Origin of the sequence: Pseudomonas sp. EGD-AK9, from assembly GCF_000465935.2 — a bacterium.
Lineage (GTDB): Bacteria > Pseudomonadota > Gammaproteobacteria > Pseudomonadales > Pseudomonadaceae > Aquipseudomonas.
Genome location: NZ_AVOF01000618.1, coordinates 1 through 16,438, shown reverse-complemented (window position 1 = coordinate 16,438; position 16,438 = coordinate 1). Strand labels below are relative to the sequence as shown.

Genomic DNA, 16,438 nt, shown 5'->3' with positions numbered 1-16,438 from the left:
CTGGTGCGGGACAAGGCGACGCGCACGCGCTACCCGGATGCGGTGGCGGCGGGCATGGTCTGCCGCGGACACTGCTTTACTAATGGTCTGATCATGCGCGCCGTGGGCGACACCATGATCATCGCGCCGCCGCTGGTGATCAGCCGTGCGGAGATCGACGAACTGGTGGAAAAAGCACGCAAGTGCCTGGACCTGACCTGGGAACAGGTTCGTAGCTCTGTGTGAGCAGTCGCGAAGGACGATGAGCAAAACCAAACCCCGCCACCGGTAACGGTGGCGGGGTTTGGTTTTTCAGCCGCTGGCTCGAGGCTGTTCTGCGGCGCTCGGGCGACCCGATCCAGCGCGGTGCGCACCGCCGTAATCCCGGGTCAACGCTGGCCGGCCACGACCGGCAGCAGCCATTCGCTTCAATGCAAGAACCCTGTGCACTGGGCTCCGGCGACCGCCAAGGATCCATGGCTCAGGAGTGCGGGTAACTGTCCACCACCCGCTGGTACTGGCTCGGCGAGGCGCCGATATGGTGCTTGAAGAAGCGCGTGAAATGCCCCTGCTCGGAGAACCCCAAGGATTCGGAAAGCAAGCCCAGGGTGCCACTGCGCTCGCTGTCGAGCCAGGAAAAGGCACGCCGCATCCTCGCCGCGTTGAGCAGCAGGTTGGGGGTCATGCCGGTGTCCTTGCGAAACAGGGAATAGAAGTGCGCGCGCGACAGACCGCAGCTTTTGGCCGCATTGTCGATTGGCGCCGGGTCATCCAGGTGATTGAGCAAATAGTCGGTACCTTTGCGCACCCGCGCGTCGCGGTAGTCATTGACGGTGCGAACGCCCATCCGACAGAGGTGCCGCCACTGCGAGGAGTCTTCGATCAGCTGGATGAGGAAGTCGAACAGGTAAAACTCGATACGCTCCTGTGGAACCAGGCCAGGGCTGTGCATTTCAGCAATCAAGCGATCCGCCAGATTGCGGTTTTGCGTGCTCAGTTCCATGGAGGATTGCGCAAAAAAGTCTGGCCGACTGCTCAAGGCGAGCGACTGTTGCGCGGTGGCCAGCCAGGCCGGCTCGATGTACAGAGCCAGAATCAAGGTATTGCCGGCACCTGCCTGATAATCGAAATAATGCGGTTCCCAGGCGTTGACCAGGACCGCATTGCGGTCGGTCAGCGGCACCTGACGGCCACGGACGTTGAAGAAGGTGTCGTCTCCCGCCACTTTCACCAGCACATGGCATTCCGAATGGGTATGCATGACCAAGGGTTTGTTCATGTTCAACAAGGCAACGCGGCCGAAATTGCCATGAAATACGCGTTGAGCGTCCGACATAAGCTGTTCTCCCTCATCCGCTGGATGAGCGTTGTCCGCAGCGCTTGGTTCTCTCTGCGTCGTCTTGGAAGATTTCCCTCGGGGCGGTTAGCCGAAGGTCGGCAGGCGTATCGATATCCAGGTGGATACCTGGACCCTCCACGGCGGGCGGCGCGTGCTCACGGAGGAGTTCAGGGGCACCGCTATCGCCATCGAGTCCCGGCAGCGCTGGCCAGAAATCTTGGCCAAACCACAGCGGATGTGCTGAGTAGCCTCGATAGCGGGGCTGCGCAATATTTGATCGATTCGCCTTGGCGCACAAGTATCCATGAGTCGTAGAGCCGATCCGGGGCATATCGCCGCGCAATACCGCCAGCGCCAGGGCCGCGACCTGCTCACAAGGCATGACGCGCCTTGCCGTGGTACACGCGCAGGACATCGGCCATGACCGCCAGGGCTATTTCCGCCGGCGCCTTGCTACCCAGATCCAGACCGATGGGCATGTGCAGGCGCGCGATCTGCTCGTCGGACAGGCCGCCAACGCGCTTGAGGCGTTCGGCGCGCTTGGCCGAGGTGGCCTGCGAGCCCATGGCGCCAATGTAGAACGCCGGGGTGTGCACCGCTTCCATCAGCGCCAGGTCGTCGATACGCGGGTCGTGGGTCAACGCCACCACTGCGGTGGCGGCGTGGCAGCCTCCGGCGCCGATAAACAGCGAGGGCAGCACGCGCTGCATCTGCACGCCGTCGAGCACGATGTGCTCGACCTCCTCACGGGGGTCGCAGGCGATCACCTCGCAGCCGATGGCACGGGCAAAAGCGGCGCAGGCCTCGGCCACCGGGGAGAGCCCGGCGAGGATCAGGCGCAGCACCGGGCCGACATGAATGCGCACCGTTTCATCGACGACTTGCACCCGTTCGCTACCCTGACCGGCGTCCGGATCCAGGCGCAGCGCACCACTGCCAAGGTCGACATGACGCACCAGGCGATGCTGACCGAGCAACGCCGCCTGCAGGGCTTGCAGGTGCTCGATCCACTCGCCGCTGGGCGCGCGGTGTTCCACCAGCACCACCAGCACCCCACCGCAGGGCAAACGCAGGCGCCGGCTCTCCTCGGCGCTGTCGCCGTAGCGGACAATCTGCGCCGGCTCGCGCAGCTCGCCACGGGCCAGGCTGGCGAGGAATTCCTCCTCGACACAGCCGCCGGAGAGTGAACCGACATGCTCGCCGGCAGCGCTGGCCACCAGCATCGCCCCCGGCGCACGCGGCGCCGAGCCATAGGTCGAGAGAACCGTACAGAACCACAACGCACGACCGGCACGGGCCCAGTCGAGCGCCTGGCTGACAACCTGTAGATCGAGATGGCGCATGCTTCCAGTACCTCGTAGAGCCGCTATCACCCGTGTCTTCACAGGGGAGGCAGCAGACGCGAAGTTGCCCGCTTCGCCCCTGTCCAGACATGCACGGGTGCGGGAAATCCCCGGTGATGCCTGCGTTTTGTCGTTGCAGCGTTTTATCAGCCGCCCGCCGGATGGTCAGGTTACGGCACGCAATGGCGCACGCCTTGCCAACCCGATGGAATATTGGTCTTTACGTCCGCCGAATTGCCTTTTCGTCTAAATAAGGGCTGATGGGCCAATAAAAAAGGCCCGCGAGAGCGGGCCAAGCCATCACCCGGGATACCGGGAAGGGCTCAAAACAAAGTCAGGCTGTAGCTGAGGATCAGCCGGTTCTCGTCGATGTCGGTGCGGTAGTTGGAGCGCGCGGTGACGTTGCGCACACGCACGCCGAGGCCCTTGAGCGCGCCGCTCTGCACCACGTAGCCGATGTCCAGGTCGCGCTCCCAGTCCTTGCCCTCGTAGCGCGCACCGCCGCGGTTGGTGGCCTGGGCATCGACGTTGTCGCCGCGGATATAGCGCACCCCGGCCACCAACCCGGGCACGCCCATGGCGGCGAAGTCGTAGTCGTAACGCGCCTGCCAGGAACGCTCGTCGGCTGAGGCGAACTCGAAGGTCGGCACCTCGTTGCCCAGCGGCGCGATGTTGGCGAACACCCGCGGGAAGGCGTCGTCGCCGAACATTGCCTGGTAGCCGACATAAAAGGTGTGGCCTCCGTGCTTGGCCGACAGCAGGGCGAAGGCCGCCTGGTTGTCGATGTCGCCGAGCAAGCGGTCGCCGTCCTCACTGGCGTCGTAGAAACCGAGGTTGGCACCCAGGATCCAGGCGCCCAGCGGCTCGCTGTGCTTGAGGCCGATGAAGCGCTGGTTGTAGATATCCTCCAACTCGCCGTACCAGGCGCTGGCGGTGGTGCGGCTGGCGTTGAAGGCGTAGTCAGCGCCGGCATAGTTGAAGGCGTCGCTGCGGGCGGCGCGCTGCGGCAGGTGGCCGAGGGTGGCCAGCATCTGGTCGTCGCCGGCCTCGTTGCGCAGGCTGGTGGAGTTGAGGTGGCCGGCCTGCAGGGTCAGCCCGGCCAGCTCGTTGGAGACGACGCTGACACCTTGGTAGCTCGGCGGCAGCAGGCGTATGTCGCTGAAGGCCAGCACCGGCAGGTTGGGCTGCAGCTCGCCGACCTTCAGCTCGGTCGCCGACAGCTTGACCTTCAAGGCGGCGCCCAGGCGGCTGTAATCATCGGCCGCCTTGCCGCTCTCGCGGGTCGGCAACAGGCCGGTGTTCACCCGATCCGGGCTGCTGTCGAGCTTGAGACCGAGCAGGCCGATGGCATCCACGCCGAAACCCACCGGCCCCGGGGTGTAGCCGGATTTCACGTTGAGGATGAAACCCTGCGCCCACTCCTCGGCCTTGGACTGCTGGTTCGGCCCGACTATGTCGGAAAAGTCGCGACTGAAGTAGTAATTGCGTGCTTGCAGGGTTGCCGTGGCGTCCTTGAAAAAATCGCTGTCGGCCGCCAAAGCCTGGAACGGCAACCCCAGCAGCAAACCGGTGTAGACCAGGCAACGGGTGGCTTTGCATAGGCGAGTCAAGGTAAAGGTCATAGTTATACGCTCTCTTTCTTATTCGATTTTTAGGCAAAAGAGCTCCCACGGGCCTCGTGCAGGTCCATGTGTGGCAGTGGGAACTCTCGAGGGGGACAGCGTTTAAGACGTGCGCGCTGTGTCGTTACTGGCCGACGGCCAGGCCACTCTAGGCGGCCCGCTCACGGCGCAACTCGCCGAGCACCCAGGACACCGCCACGCCGATCACCAGCGCCCAGAACGGCGCGCTGATACCGAACAGGCTGAACTTGCTCATGGCCACCACCAGGGCGACGAATGCACCGATCTGGCAGCCGGTTTCTTTGTGAAAGGCCTGCTGCAACGAGCTGAGCAACACGCCGATCATCGCCAGGCCGGCGACCACCAGGATCAACTCACGCGGCAAGGCGAGGATGAAGGGCACGGCGACACCGGCGAATACGCCGAACAGGGCGAACAGCACGCCATTGACCAGGGTCGCCCCGTAGCGTTGACGCGGATCGTCGCCGGCCTGCTCGGAACTGCAGATCGCCGTCATCGGCCCGGCGATATTGGCGTTGTGCCCGCCCAACAGCCCGGCCAGCATGCCGCCCACGCCGCTCACCACGGTCATCTCATTGACCGGCGGCTTGTAGCCCTCGACCATCAGCACGCCGGTGGCCTGGGCATTCTCGGCACCGATCACCAGCGCCGCCAGCGGCACCGATATGGCGAAGAAGGTCGCCAGGGTGAACATGGGCGTGGTGAAAGTCGGCATGACGAAGGCGATATCCACATCCGCCGGTTTCAGCAGGCCCAGGGCCAAGGCCGCGGCGAAACCCACCACCCCGGCAGCCAGCACCGGCGGCACCGCCTTGACGAAGCGCATGACCAGGAAGAAGGTCAGCGCCGCCAGACCGGCCATCAGCGGAACGCTGCCGACCGCCTCGACCGCGCCGACGCCGAAGCGGATCATCGCGCCGGCGATCATCGCCATGACGATGGGCATCGGCAGCCAGCGCATCAACTTGCCGATCAGCCCGCTCAAGCCGAGCAGCAGGACCAGCGCACCGCTCATGATGAAGGCGCCGACCGCCTGGCGAAAATCCAGACCGCCGAGTGCCGCGATCATGATCGCCGCGCCAGGAATCGAGTAAGCGCCGCAGATCGGCTGGCGGTAGCGCAGCGCCATGCCGATGCTGATCAGTCCGCCGAGCACGTAGATGGCGAATAGCCAGGCAACCGTCTGGCCATTGCTCAGATGGCCGGCTTCGGCGGCGCTGATGACGATCAGCGCCGGCCCGGAACAGCCGAACAGCGCGGCTACGACCCCGGCGCTGACCGACTTGAGGGTGAATGCCTCTCGCAGTGAATAGCCTGCTGAGACGTCGGAGGGTGATGCAAAAACCGTGTTCGCTTTATTGCCAGGCATGACCCGTTCTCCGCGATTGTTGTTGTACTGCGGTATGGCCGTTGTCTGCCGGGGCCTGCCGCAGGCAAGCCCCGACGGGAAGATCACTCGCCGCGGAATACCGCCGGGCGCTTGCTGTGGAACGCCTCGACGCCTTCCTTGAAGTCATGCGAGCTGCGCAGGCGGCTGTAGCAGTGGCCTTCCATCTCGATGGCCACGCTCAGCGGCGCGTCTTCGTTGTCGTTGATCAAGCGCTTGGCCGTGCGCTGGGCCAGCGGCGAGAAGCGCCGCAGTTCTTCGACCAGCGCGTCTACCGTGCTGTCCAGCTCGGCGTCCGCGACGCACTCGGTGGCGATGCCCCAGTCATAGGCCTGTTCGCCGCTGATGCGCTTGGCGCGCATGACCATGTGCTTGGTGCGGGCCACGCCGATGATCTTCTGCAGGCGCGCCGAACCGCCGGAGCCGGGGATCTGCCCGAGATTCTGCTCGGGCAATGCGTAGCGAGTGGTCTCCGAGGCGATGCGGAAATCGCAGGCCAGCGACAGCTCGAAACCGACGCCGAAGGTGTAGCCACGGTTGGCGGCGATCACCGGCTTCTCGCAGCGCACCGGCGCGGCGACGTTCCAGGCCAGCTTGGAGACGTGCTCCGGCGAGGCCTCGAGGAAGCCCTTGATGTCGCCGCCGCTGGAGAAGTGCTCGCCCACCGCGCGCAGCACGATGACGCGCACCTGCGGATGCGCGTCAAGCGCTTCGAAGACCTGGCGCAGCTGGTCGCGCTGGGCCATGGAAATGACGTTCAGCGGCGGGCGGTTGAGGATGATGTCGGCGCGCTCACGGGCCGCATCGACCTCGACCTGGAAGCCGTCGAACGGGGTTTCGAGAAATTGCTGGGTCGCTTGCAGTTGCATGATGGATGTCCTCGGGATAGTGAGCGGTCAGCCTTTTTGGGCCTGTTCCTGGTGCTGGGCCAGCAAGACGCGGCGCAGCACCTTGCCAACGGGGGATTTGGGAATTTCGTCGATGAACTGGTAACGCCGCGGCCGCTTGAACTTGGCCAGGCCGGAACTGATGCAGTGGGCATCCAGTTCGCTTTCGCTGACCTCGGCACGCCGCTTGATGAAGGCGGCGATGATCTTGCCCCACTGCTCGTCCGGCAGACCGACCACCACCACTTCCTCGACGGCGGGGTGCAGTGAGAGCACGTTCTCGATCTCCACCGGGCTGACGTTCTCGCCGCCGGTGATGATCAGGTCGTCCACCCGCCCGGTGACAAACAGGTCGCCGTCCTCATCGAAATAGCCGGTGTCGCCGGTGAAGTACCAGCCGTCGCGCAGCGCCTTGGCCGTGGCTTCGGGGCGGTTCAGGTAGCCTTCGAACGCCTCGTCGCTGGCCAGGTCGGCGACGATCTGGCCTTCTTCCATGGGCTTGCTTTGCACCTGTGCCGATTCGGCGTCGATCGGCACCACCCGCACCCGCTGGTTCAGCGCGCTGCGCCCCGAGGAGCCAGGCTTGCGGCTGGCCTGCTGGTCGATGGTGAAGGTATAGATCTCCGAGCTGCCGTAGTGGTTGACGAACAACTGCGGCTGGAACGCCTGCTCGACACGGCGCATCAGCCCGTCGCTCATGGGCGCGCCGGCGAAGCCGATTTTCTCCACGCTGGCGACCCGTTCGCGGGTGAAGGCCGGGTGCTCGATGAGCATGTGATAGAGGGTCGGCACCAGGTACAGGTTGCTGACCTGTTCCCGCTCGATGGCCTCCAGGGTGGCCTCGACGTCGAACTTCGGCACGCAGACGAAATGCCCGTCGATCAGCGCCATGGCCAGCAGCGAGCGCACGCCCATGGTGTGGTACAGCGGCATCACGCCGAGGGTGCATTCACCGTGGCGATAGAGGTTCTGCGCCACATGGGCGACCGCCGCGGCGCGTTCCGCGCTATGCCGGCGCGGCACGCCCTTGGGCTTGCTGGTGGTGCCGGAGGTATAGAGCAGCAGGGAGAAATCCTCGGGCGTGGCGCGCAGGATGGTCGTCGTCGGCGCCTCTGCGCAGAGTTCGGCGAAGCTCAGGTCGGCGTCCGCGGCGCGCTCACCCGCGGCGATCCGCGGCAGACCGTTCGCCGCCGCGCAGGCAGCGACCGCAGCCACGGTGGCGTCGTCGTAGGCCAATGCGCGGACCTGCGCATCCTCGATGCAGTAGGCCAACTCCTCGGCAGTCGAGCGCCAGTTCAGCGGGGTCATGACGATGCCGGCGAACTGGCAGGCCCAGTGCAGGGTCGCCATCTGCCAGCGGTTCTGCATGGCCACCAGCAGGCGATCACCCCTGCCCAGTCCGAGTGACGCGAGGCCGTGGGCGGCACACTGGATATCGGCTAACCACTGTTCGTAGGTTTTTTTCACTGTGCCGTCGCTGACCGCAGTGGCCAGCGGGCGGCGTTCCACGGCAGCGAGGAAGCTGCGTCCGAGATCGAACATTATTGTTTTACCTCTTCGTTCGTTTGGCGTTGGGCAGCCACTTCCAGCACCGCCTGGACGATGCCGGTGTAACCAGTGCAGCGGCACAGGTGCCCGGAAAGCATGTCGCGCACTTCGGCCTCGCTCGGGTCGGGCTGCCGCTCGAGGAAATCCACGCAGGACATGAGGATGCCCGCAGTGCAGAAACCGCACTGCAGGGCGTGATGACGGCGGAACGCCTGTTGCAGGTCGCTCAGCGTGTCGTCGTCGGCCAGCGCTTCGACTGTCTCGATGCGCCGTTCGTGGGCCTGCACGGCGAGCATCAGGCAGGAGCGCACGGCGACGCCGTCCACCAGCACCGTGCAGGCGCCGCAGACGCCGTGCTCGCAGCCGACATGAACGCCGGTGGCACCGAGGTCGTGGCGCAGGAAATCGCACAGCTGGGTACGCGGCTCGGCCAGGCCTTCGCGCGAGCGGCCATTGAGCTCGAGACGGACGGGAAAACGTTGTTCGGCGGTTGCGCGCATATTCAGACTCCTTCGATGAGCCGGTGACCCAGCTCGCGAATCAGTTGCCGGCGGTAGGCCGCGCTGGCGTGCACATCGTCCTGGGCGTCGAGCGACCAGGCGGTTTCGTTGAGCGCGTCGGCCAGTGCCGGGCCGCGCGGCAGGCTGCGCATCACCGGGCGATCGGCGACCCCGCCGACGCCCAGACGCACCTCGTCGGTGCCGACACAGGCGACCAGCGAGACGATGGCGAAGTCGCCGTGGCGCATGGCGATTTCCCGGAAGCGGTAGTCGATGCCCTCGCGCTTGAGCGGGAAGCGCACCTCGACGAGCAGTTCGTCGGCGCGTTTGTCGGTGGTGAGAATGCCCTGGAAGAACTCGGCGGCCTTGACCACGCGCCTGCCTTTCTTCGACTCCAGGACGATCTCGCCGCCCAAGGTCACCAGGCACAGCGGCAGCTCGGCGCTGGGGTCGGCGTGGGCCACCGAACCGCACACGGTGCCGCGGTTGCGGGTCTGGAAGTGGCCGATCCAGGGCATCGCCAGGGCCAGCAGCGGCACCTCCTCGACCAGCGTCGGCCGCGCCAGCAGCTGCGCCTGGCGTACCGCCGCGCCGACCGCCAGGCAGTCCTTGCGCAGCTCGATGTAGTCCAGGTCGGCGACCTGGTTGATGTCGATCAGCAGCTTGGGCTGGGCCAGGCGCATGTTCAGCACCGCCATCAGCGACTGCCCGCCGGCAATGATGCGCGCATCCGCGCCATACTCGGCGAGCAGCTCGAGCACCTGGCGGCGGCTCTCGGCACGGACGTAATCGAAGGCAGCCGGTTTCATTGCGCCCCCCCCTTGCCGAGCAGCCTGGCCAACAGCGCACGCAGGCGGGGCCACCAGCCCGCGGCGATCGCCTGGCCACTGACCCGCTGCGACAGGCGGGTGAAAATCTGTCCGATGATCACTTTCGAGGCCCCTTGCATCATGCGGCTGCCGACTGCGGCGACCTTGCCGCTGACGGCGACCTGGTATTGGTATTCCAGGCGCGTGTGACCGTTCTCCAAGGCGACGAAACGCACCCTGGCGTGGCCCTCGGCCGAGCCCATGGAGCTGGTGCCGGAGCCGGACAGGCGCAACGAATGCGGTGGGTCCAGCTCGCTCAGGGCGACCTTGGCCTCGAAGCGCGCGCGGATCATGCCGACGCCGACGGTGACGTCCGCGCGGTAGCGATTCTCGCCCTGCAGTTCGAGGGCATGGCAGCCGGGGATGATCGCCGCCAGGGTGGCCGGGTCGAGCAGGGTGTCGAACACCTGCTGTGGCGGCGCCGGGATCACCACCGCATCGTTGGCGCGCAGGGCCGAACCAGCGGCCGGCTCTGCGGCGAAACCGTCGTCCTGCTGCATGCCGGCCGGCCGCGGCGGCTCGTCGATGCCGATCAGCGTGCGCACCTTCGAGGGAGTCAGCGGCAGGCGGATGTCGGCGCGGCCGAGGGCATCGGCCACGGCGTTGGCGATGCATACCGGCGTGCTCATGTTGTTGCCCTCGCCGACGCCCTTGGCCCCCAGGGGGGTGAACGGCGAGGGTGTTTCCAGATGCAGGATCACCGGCTCGAGCACTTCCGGGGCAGTGGGCACCAGGTAGTCGGCGAAGGTTCCGGAGAGGAAGCTGCCGTCCTCGCCATAGGCGAACTCCTCCATCAGCGCCGCGCCAAGCCCCTGGGTAAAGCCGCCGCGGATCTGCCCGTCGACCAGCGCGGGATTGAGCAGGCGGCCGGCATCGTGGCAGGTCACGTAGCGGTCGATATGAATCGCGCCGGTGACGCGGTCGATCTCCAGGCCACAGATGTCGAAGACGAAGCCGTAGCACAGCGAGCTGTTGATGAGATCGTCGTCGTCCGGCGCCATGAGCTGCGGCGGGCTCCAGAATGCGGTCTCGCGCAGGCCGCCCGGCTCGCCTTGCGGGAGCAGGCCAGGCGTCCAGTGGGTGGCGCCGGCGATGCGGTGAAAGGCTGCGGAAGGACCGCCGTCGGCGACGAAGATCTTGCCGCCTCCGAAGCGGATGTCTGCCGCCTTGGCTTGCAGTTGCGCGGCGGCGATCGCGGCGAGGCGATCGCGCACCTTCAGCGCGGCCTGGTAGACCACCCCGGCCACCGCGCCGGCGAAGCGACTGGAATAGTTGCCCGAGGCGATCGACCAGGCATCCTTCTGAGTGTCCAGTTCGACGTTGACTACTATCGATTCCAGCGCCACACCGAGCACATCGGCGACTATCTGCGCCACCGCGGTCTGGTGCCCCTGGCCCTGGGGCGTCGAGGAGACGTGCACGCTGACGTCGCCGAGCGGGCCGACGTTGATGGTCGCCGTGCTCACCGCACCATTCTTCGGCCCGGCCTTGCGCCGTTCCTCGGGCGTCATCGCGGCGGTGATGTAGCCCATGTTGGAGATCGACGGCTCGATCACCGCGGCATAGCCGATGCCGTACAGCCGACCTTCGCCGCGCGCCTGCTCGCGGCGGCGCAACAGTTCGTCGAGACCGCCGTCCCTGACCGCCAAATCGATGCCGGCCTGGTAATTGCCGGAATCCAGCAGGGCGCCGGCCGCGGCCCGGTAGGGGAAGGCGTCGGCCGGTACCAGGTTGCGGCGGATCACCTCCAGCGGATCGAGATCCAGCTGCACGGCGATATGCTGCAGCAGACGCTCCAGGGCGAAGTACACCTGCGGGCCGCCGAAGCCCCGGTTGAGGCCGGTGGGGGTCTTGTTGGTCAGCACCACGCGGTTGCGCACCAGCAGGTTGCGAATCGCATAGGCGCCCGTGAGGTTGCCGTGCATGCGATAAAAGGTGGCCGGTTCCGGTGCGCGCAGGTAGGCGCCGCAGTCGTCGATCTGGTCATAACGCAGGGCGGTGATGCGACCGTCGGCCTGCACCGCCGCCTCGATCTCGGTGACCCGATTGGTCGCGGAGGACGCGCCCTGCAGATGCTCGAGGCGGTCCTCGACCCATTTCACCGGGGCTCCGACCTTGCGTGCCGCCAGCCCCATCATCACCACGTAGGGGAACACGCCCTGTTTGATCCCGAAGCTGCCGCCGGAGTCTTTCGGCGTGCGCAGACGCAGGCGGTTGCTCGGCACGTTGAGCGCGCGGGCCATCACCGTGTGCAGCGCATAGGGGCCCTGGAAGTTGGCCAGCACATCGTAGATGCCGGTGGCGCGTTCGTACTGGGCAAGCACCACGTAGCATTCGATGGGGGTGCAGGAGCTGCGCGGAAAGCGCACCTTCAGCGCTACCCGGTGCGGCGCCTGCGCGAAGGCCTGTTCCGGTTCGCCGTAGCGGAAATGCCGCTCGTTGACCACGTTGCTGCCGACTGCCTCATGCAGCACCGGCGCCTGTTCGGTGGTGGCGGCTTCCGGGTCGATGATCGGCGGCAGCGGCTCATAGTCGACACGTACGCCTTCCAGGGCGTCTTCGGCCAGGTAACGGCTCTCGGCGATCACGACCGCCACCGGCTCGCCGACGTAGCGCACCTTGTCCACGGCGATGCACCAATGCTCCATCGGCTGACGCACGCCGACCGGGAATGGCAAGGCCCACCGCTTGACGTCCTCACCGATGAGTACGCCGTGCACGCCTTTCATCAGCAGCGCTTTGGAGAAGTCCACGGCGGTGATGCGTGCATGGGGATGGGGGGAGCGGACAATGGCCGCGTGCAGGGTACCGGGCGCGGTGGCAGCATCGTCGGCATAGCAGCCCAGGCCACGCAGCAATGCAGCATCCTCGACACGGGTCTGACGAGCGCCGATATGGCCGCTGTGCTGGGTGACGGGGTCAGGCTGATATAGGTTCATCACTACTTCTCGCGTTTATCGCTGTGCGCGATTGACTCGTAGTGAAGAGTAGGGATCCCGGGCTGCCGGCCGCCTTGCCCGGGCCGATGAATATCTGCCCGGCCGTCCGCTGGCTTGCCTTTCAGTCTGACGGGGTGAGGATGGCGGCGTTCTTCCGGACGCGCTTTGGTATGGGCAATGCCGCTTGGGCCGCCTCGGTGGGTCGTCGAGCGTTCACCTGGATCACCTTGGTGTCCACCGGGATGGCGGACGGATCCACAAGGGCGGTTCTGGTTGCAGCAGGCGCTGGACAGCTGCTCGTGGGCCGGTGCCGCTGCGAGCGGTCATCACGGGGTGGCTGCGGTGTTTCCTCTTGGGCCCGCTGACGGCCAGGCCGTCAGCGTTCGCCCCAGTGTGTCAGACGATGGTCAAGGTGACGTCGATGTTGCCGCGGGTGGCATTGGAGTAGGGGCAGACGATGTGCGCGCGGTCCACCAGGGTCTGCGCCGCTTCGCGGTCCAGGCCCGGCAGGCTGATGCGCAGCTCCACCTCGATGCCGAAGCCGGTGGGGATCGGGCCGATGCCCACGGTGCCTTCGATAAAGGAGTCGGCCGGGATGCTCAGCTTGTCGCGGGCGGCGACGAACTTCAGGGCGCCGAGGAAGCAGGCCGAATAGCCGGCGGCGAACAGTTGTTCCGGGTTGGTGCCGTTGCCGCCGGCGCCGCCGAGTTCCTTCGGCGTGGTCAGGGCGATGTCCAGTACGCCGTCGGAGGAGACGGCGCGGCCTTCACGGCCGCCGAAGGCTTCAGCGGTAGCACGGTAGAGAACGTTTTCGATGGTCATGGCGGTATTCCTCTTGAGATGCGATGGGGGGGCGTAGGTATTCGTCGATCAGCCTTCGTGGCTGACCAGCCATTCGGGGTACAGGCCCTTGCCGTTCTGGCTGGCTTGACCATTGTCGGCCAGAACCGGGGCGGAAAGAATCAGCGTGGCGGTCAGTGCGATCAGGGTTTTCATCGGTTTCTCCAGGGCTTCGGTGGGTAGCGGGTGGAGACGACTGCGAAGTCTCCGTGGAATGTTTCGCGCTAATGTTTTGTGTGCAAGTCATTTCCATGGAGCGAACTGTAGTCCGCATACATTTTGCGCGCAAGATAATTTTTTGAGTATTTCGCTATAACCCTGGAACTTCAGAGCATAAGCAGGCGTGACGGGGGATAGAGCCGATGGAAGTGCTCGGGCGGGGGCGTGCGGACCTCGGATGGACCTTGAGGTGGCGGCCGCTCAATCGCTGCCGGTGCGATGGGCGGCATGAGCGCCTGGTTTAGAGCGATTGCTGCAGGTGACTGCGCAGTTCCACCAGATCCGCTTTGAGCGAGGCGAGCTTCTCCAGGCTCAGGCCGGAGGCCTTGAGGATGCAGGCCGGCAGCGCCTTGGCCTGCTCGTGCAGGGCGCGGCCCCGGTCGGTGAGGTAGAGCTGCACCACGCGTTCGTCCTGGCTGCTGCGTACCCGCTGCAGCAGGCCCTCGCTTTCCAGGCGCTTGAGCAGGGGGGTGAGCGAGCCGGGGTCGGTGAGCATGCGTGCGCTGATCTCGCCGACGGTGATGCCGTCGTTCTCCCACAGCACCAGCATGGCCAGGTACTGCGGGTAGGTCAGTCCCAGTGCCTGCAGCAGCGGCTTGTAGGTCTTGGTCATCAGCAGCGAGGTGGAATAGAGGGCGAAGCACAGCTGGTTGTCCAGCAGCAGCTCGGCGCAGGGCTGCACTTGGGTGGTCATGGCGGTGGCCTGTGAGGGGGAAGTGTGCTTAAAGCTAGCGCGCCAATGATCTTTGCGCCAGAGGAAGGTGCGGGCGTCACCCGCACCTCGACCAGGCTAGCCGCAGGATACGCGGGTGATGACGCGCTGGTCGTCGACGTTGAGATTGAGGCGCTGGCCGTTGTATTCCAGGGTCACCACGCTGCCGGGGGTGAGCACGCGAGCGGTGCTGGCGCCGGCCTGCTGGCGGGCCTGTTCGAGCAGTTCGGGGGTGGCCACCTGGCCCTGCAGGTGTTCCACTGCCGAGGAGGTGCAGCCCTGGCTGGGGTCGGCGGGCTTGGCCGGCGGTTTGTCGGCGGTGCTGCAGCCGGCGGCGAGCAGGGCGGTGGCGAGAATCAGGCTGAAACGGGTCTTGAGAGTCAACGCTGTGGGCTCCTTTTCCATGGGGATTATTGCGCGCCTTCGAGGCGCGCCAGACGTTCTTCGAGGGCGGCGATGCGCGCTTCCAGTTCGACCAGGCGTTCGTCGTTAGGTGCCGAGGTCTCGCTACGCGAACTGGGGCGGCTGGCCAGCAGGCTTTCCAGGTCGGCCGGCTCGCCCAGCAGGTGCATATAGCGATCCTCGCGCTGGCCGCTCTGGCGCGGCAGCAGCACCACCAGGCCGCGGCCGATCAGGCGCTCCAGCTGGTGCTGGACTTCGGCGACGTCGTCGAAGTCGTGCATGCGGTTGCTGCGTGTCAGCAGTTCGCTCAGGGTCTGCGGGCCGCGCAGCAGGAGCAGGCCGAGCAGCACGGTCTGCGGCTTGACCAGCTCCAGCTGCTTGTCGCAGCGCTGCTCCCAGCGGTCGGCGCGGCTGCCCATGACCAGGCGCACCAGCTCGCGGCCTTCCAGGCTGCGCAGGTAACGGCCGACTTCGCCGGTTTCCAGGTTCATCAGCGGCTCGCGGCTGGTCTTCTGGTTGCAGGCCAGTTGCAGGGCATTGAGGGTCAGCGGGTAGCTTTCCGGGGTGGTCAGCTGCTTTTCGATCAGGCAGCCGAGCAGGCGCACTTCGATGGCGTGCAACGGGCTGTCGCCGACCAGGGGGGAGGGGGTATGGGACATGGGGGGATCCTGCCGCGGGGAAATAGCCTCTAGCCTAGCGGTATCCGCCCTCAGCCGACAGGCTCCAGTGTGCCTTGCAGCAGATTCAGGCTGGCGTCCAGCACCTGCTGGCGGGCTTCGCCGCCTGCCAGCATGCGCGCCAGCAGCACGGCGCCGAGGCATTGGGCGAGGATGGCCCAGGCCAGTTGCGGATCGTCCAAGATCTCGGCCCAGGCCTGCTGCAGTTGCACTATCCAGTCCTCGACGCGTTGGCGTACGGCCAGGTCGGCGCGGGCGATCTCGGCGCCGAGGGCGGGCAGGGCGCAGCCCTGCTGCGGCTGTTCGACGTGGGCCAGGCTGAGGTAGGCGGCCAGGCAGCGCTTGAGCTTGTCGCGCCCGCCATCGCCGGCGCCGAGGCGGGCCAGGCTGTTGCTCAGCTCGCGTTCGAGCAGCGCGGCGAACAGCGCGTCCTTGGAGTCGAAATGGCTGTAGAAGGCCGCGCCGCTGAGGCCGATGGCCTTCATCAGGGCGTCCACGCCGGTGGTGGCGAAGCCGCCCTGCTTGGCGATGGCGCCGCTGCTGGCGAGCAGTTTCTCGCGGGTTTCGGCCTTGTGTTCGGCGGAGTAGCGCATGGTTCTCTCCGGAAGGATGTCGCTTGACCTGGCGCGAAGCCTAGCATAACGTCCGTTCACCTAACGACCGTTTAGTTAGCGAGGTAGGCCATGAGTGACGTACACAACAAGAAAGTCGCACTGGTTATCGGCGCCGGCGATGCCACCGGCGGCGCCATCGCCCGGCGTTTCGCCCGCGAAGGCTATGTCGCCTGCGTCACCCGGCGCAGCCTGGACAAGTTGCAGCCGCTGCTCGAGCAGATTCGCGCCGAGGGCGGCGAGGCCCATGGTTTCGCCTCCGATGCGCGCCAGGAAGAGCAGGTGGCCGAACTGGTCGAGCACATCGAACGGGAGATCGGCCCGATCGAGGCGATGGTCTTCAACATCGGCGCCAACGTGCCCTGCAGCATCCTTGAGGAGACCGCGCGCAAGTACTTCAAGATCTGGGAAATGGCCTGCTTCGCCGGGTTCCTCACCAGCCAGGCGGTGGCCAAGCGCATGGTCGCCCGCGGCCGCGGCACCATCCTGTTCACCGGCGCCACCGCCGGTCTGCGCGGCGCCGCCGGGTTCGCCGCCTTCGCC

Annotated in this window: 17 protein-coding genes and 1 pseudogene; 2 read left to right on the top strand and 16 right to left on the bottom strand. The window is 66.1% G+C overall.

All coding sequences use genetic code 11. The features are described from left to right. Positions 1-225 (top strand): annotated as a pseudogene (locus tag N878_RS21740) (aspartate aminotransferase family protein); the annotation flags it as partial. 235 nt (positions 226-460) lie between these two features. Here the strand turns inward: N878_RS21740 and N878_RS21735 are convergent. The 16 genes from N878_RS21735 to N878_RS21670 form a co-directional block, all read right to left on the bottom strand. Continuing rightward, positions 461-1,315 (bottom strand): AraC family transcriptional regulator, encoded by an 855-nt coding sequence (locus N878_RS21735; RefSeq protein ID WP_021445641.1) that lies wholly within the window; start codon positions 1,313-1,315, stop codon positions 461-463. A 13-nt stretch (positions 1,316-1,328) separates the two neighbouring features. Further along, positions 1,329-1,700: an NTP transferase domain-containing protein gene (locus tag N878_RS30005; protein ID WP_177342926.1), complete on the bottom strand. Its 372-nt coding sequence runs from the start codon at positions 1,698-1,700 to the stop codon at positions 1,329-1,331. Further along, complete coding sequence (locus tag N878_RS21730) at positions 1,690-2,661, bottom strand: XdhC family protein (protein WP_031303685.1); 972 nt, start codon at positions 2,659-2,661, stop codon at positions 1,690-1,692. Before N878_RS21730 ends, N878_RS30005 begins: the two co-directional genes overlap by 11 nt. A gap of 323 nt (positions 2,662-2,984) precedes the next feature. Next, complete coding sequence (locus N878_RS21725) at positions 2,985-4,283, bottom strand: OprD family porin (protein WP_021445638.1); 1,299 nt, start codon at positions 4,281-4,283, stop codon at positions 2,985-2,987. A 148-nt stretch (positions 4,284-4,431) separates the two neighbouring features. Beyond that, on the bottom strand, positions 4,432-5,673 hold the full coding sequence (locus N878_RS21720) for a benzoate/H(+) symporter BenE family transporter (RefSeq protein WP_021445637.1): 1,242 nt from the start codon (positions 5,671-5,673) through the stop codon (positions 4,432-4,434). 83 nt (positions 5,674-5,756) lie between these two features. Continuing rightward, complete coding sequence (locus tag N878_RS21715) at positions 5,757-6,560, bottom strand: enoyl-CoA hydratase/isomerase family protein (RefSeq protein WP_021445636.1); 804 nt, start codon at positions 6,558-6,560, stop codon at positions 5,757-5,759. A gap of 27 nt (positions 6,561-6,587) precedes the next feature. After that, positions 6,588-8,120, bottom strand: coding sequence for an AMP-binding protein (locus tag N878_RS21710; RefSeq protein WP_021445635.1), 1,533 nt, complete (start codon positions 8,118-8,120; stop codon positions 6,588-6,590). After that, positions 8,120-8,626, bottom strand: coding sequence for a (2Fe-2S)-binding protein (locus N878_RS21705; RefSeq protein WP_021445634.1), 507 nt, complete (start codon positions 8,624-8,626; stop codon positions 8,120-8,122). The genes N878_RS21710 and N878_RS21705 overlap by 1 nt, the downstream gene beginning before the upstream one ends. A 2-nt stretch (positions 8,627-8,628) precedes the next feature. After that, on the bottom strand, positions 8,629-9,435 hold the full coding sequence (locus N878_RS21700; RefSeq protein ID WP_021445633.1) for a xanthine dehydrogenase family protein subunit M: 807 nt from the start codon (positions 9,433-9,435) through the stop codon (positions 8,629-8,631). After that, complete coding sequence (locus N878_RS21695) at positions 9,432-12,434, bottom strand: molybdopterin cofactor-binding domain-containing protein (RefSeq protein ID WP_031303683.1); 3,003 nt, start codon at positions 12,432-12,434, stop codon at positions 9,432-9,434. The genes N878_RS21700 and N878_RS21695 overlap by 4 nt, the downstream gene beginning before the upstream one ends. 396 nt (positions 12,435-12,830) lie before the next feature. Beyond that, the gene (locus tag N878_RS21690; protein ID WP_021445631.1) at positions 12,831-13,256 is read right to left on the bottom strand and encodes an organic hydroperoxide resistance protein; all 426 of its coding nucleotides are present in this window, start codon (positions 13,254-13,256) and stop codon (positions 12,831-12,833) included. A 48-nt stretch (positions 13,257-13,304) separates the two neighbouring features. Then, the gene (locus tag N878_RS29685) at positions 13,305-13,430 is read right to left on the bottom strand and encodes a hypothetical protein (RefSeq protein WP_021445630.1); all 126 of its coding nucleotides are present in this window, start codon (positions 13,428-13,430) and stop codon (positions 13,305-13,307) included. Positions 13,431-13,734: 304 nt separating this feature from the next. After that, positions 13,735-14,187, bottom strand: coding sequence for a MarR family winged helix-turn-helix transcriptional regulator (locus N878_RS21685; protein ID WP_021445629.1), 453 nt, complete (start codon positions 14,185-14,187; stop codon positions 13,735-13,737). Positions 14,188-14,283: 96 nt separating this feature from the next. Beyond that, a complete protein-coding gene (locus N878_RS21680) occupies positions 14,284-14,589 on the bottom strand; it encodes an I78 family peptidase inhibitor (RefSeq protein WP_021445628.1) in 306 nt (101 codons plus the stop codon). Between the two features lie 26 nt (positions 14,590-14,615). Then, positions 14,616-15,266 (bottom strand): YceH family protein, encoded by a 651-nt coding sequence (locus N878_RS21675; protein ID WP_021445627.1) that lies wholly within the window; start codon positions 15,264-15,266, stop codon positions 14,616-14,618. Between the two features lie 50 nt (positions 15,267-15,316). Next, positions 15,317-15,877: a TetR/AcrR family transcriptional regulator gene (locus tag N878_RS21670; protein WP_021445626.1), complete on the bottom strand. Its 561-nt coding sequence runs from the start codon at positions 15,875-15,877 to the stop codon at positions 15,317-15,319. A gap of 90 nt (positions 15,878-15,967) precedes the next feature. Between N878_RS21670 and N878_RS21665 the strand changes: the two genes are divergently transcribed. Continuing rightward, positions 15,968-16,438, top strand: a 471-nt coding sequence (locus N878_RS21665) for an SDR family NAD(P)-dependent oxidoreductase (protein WP_021445625.1), incomplete at its 3' end; no start/stop codon positions are given.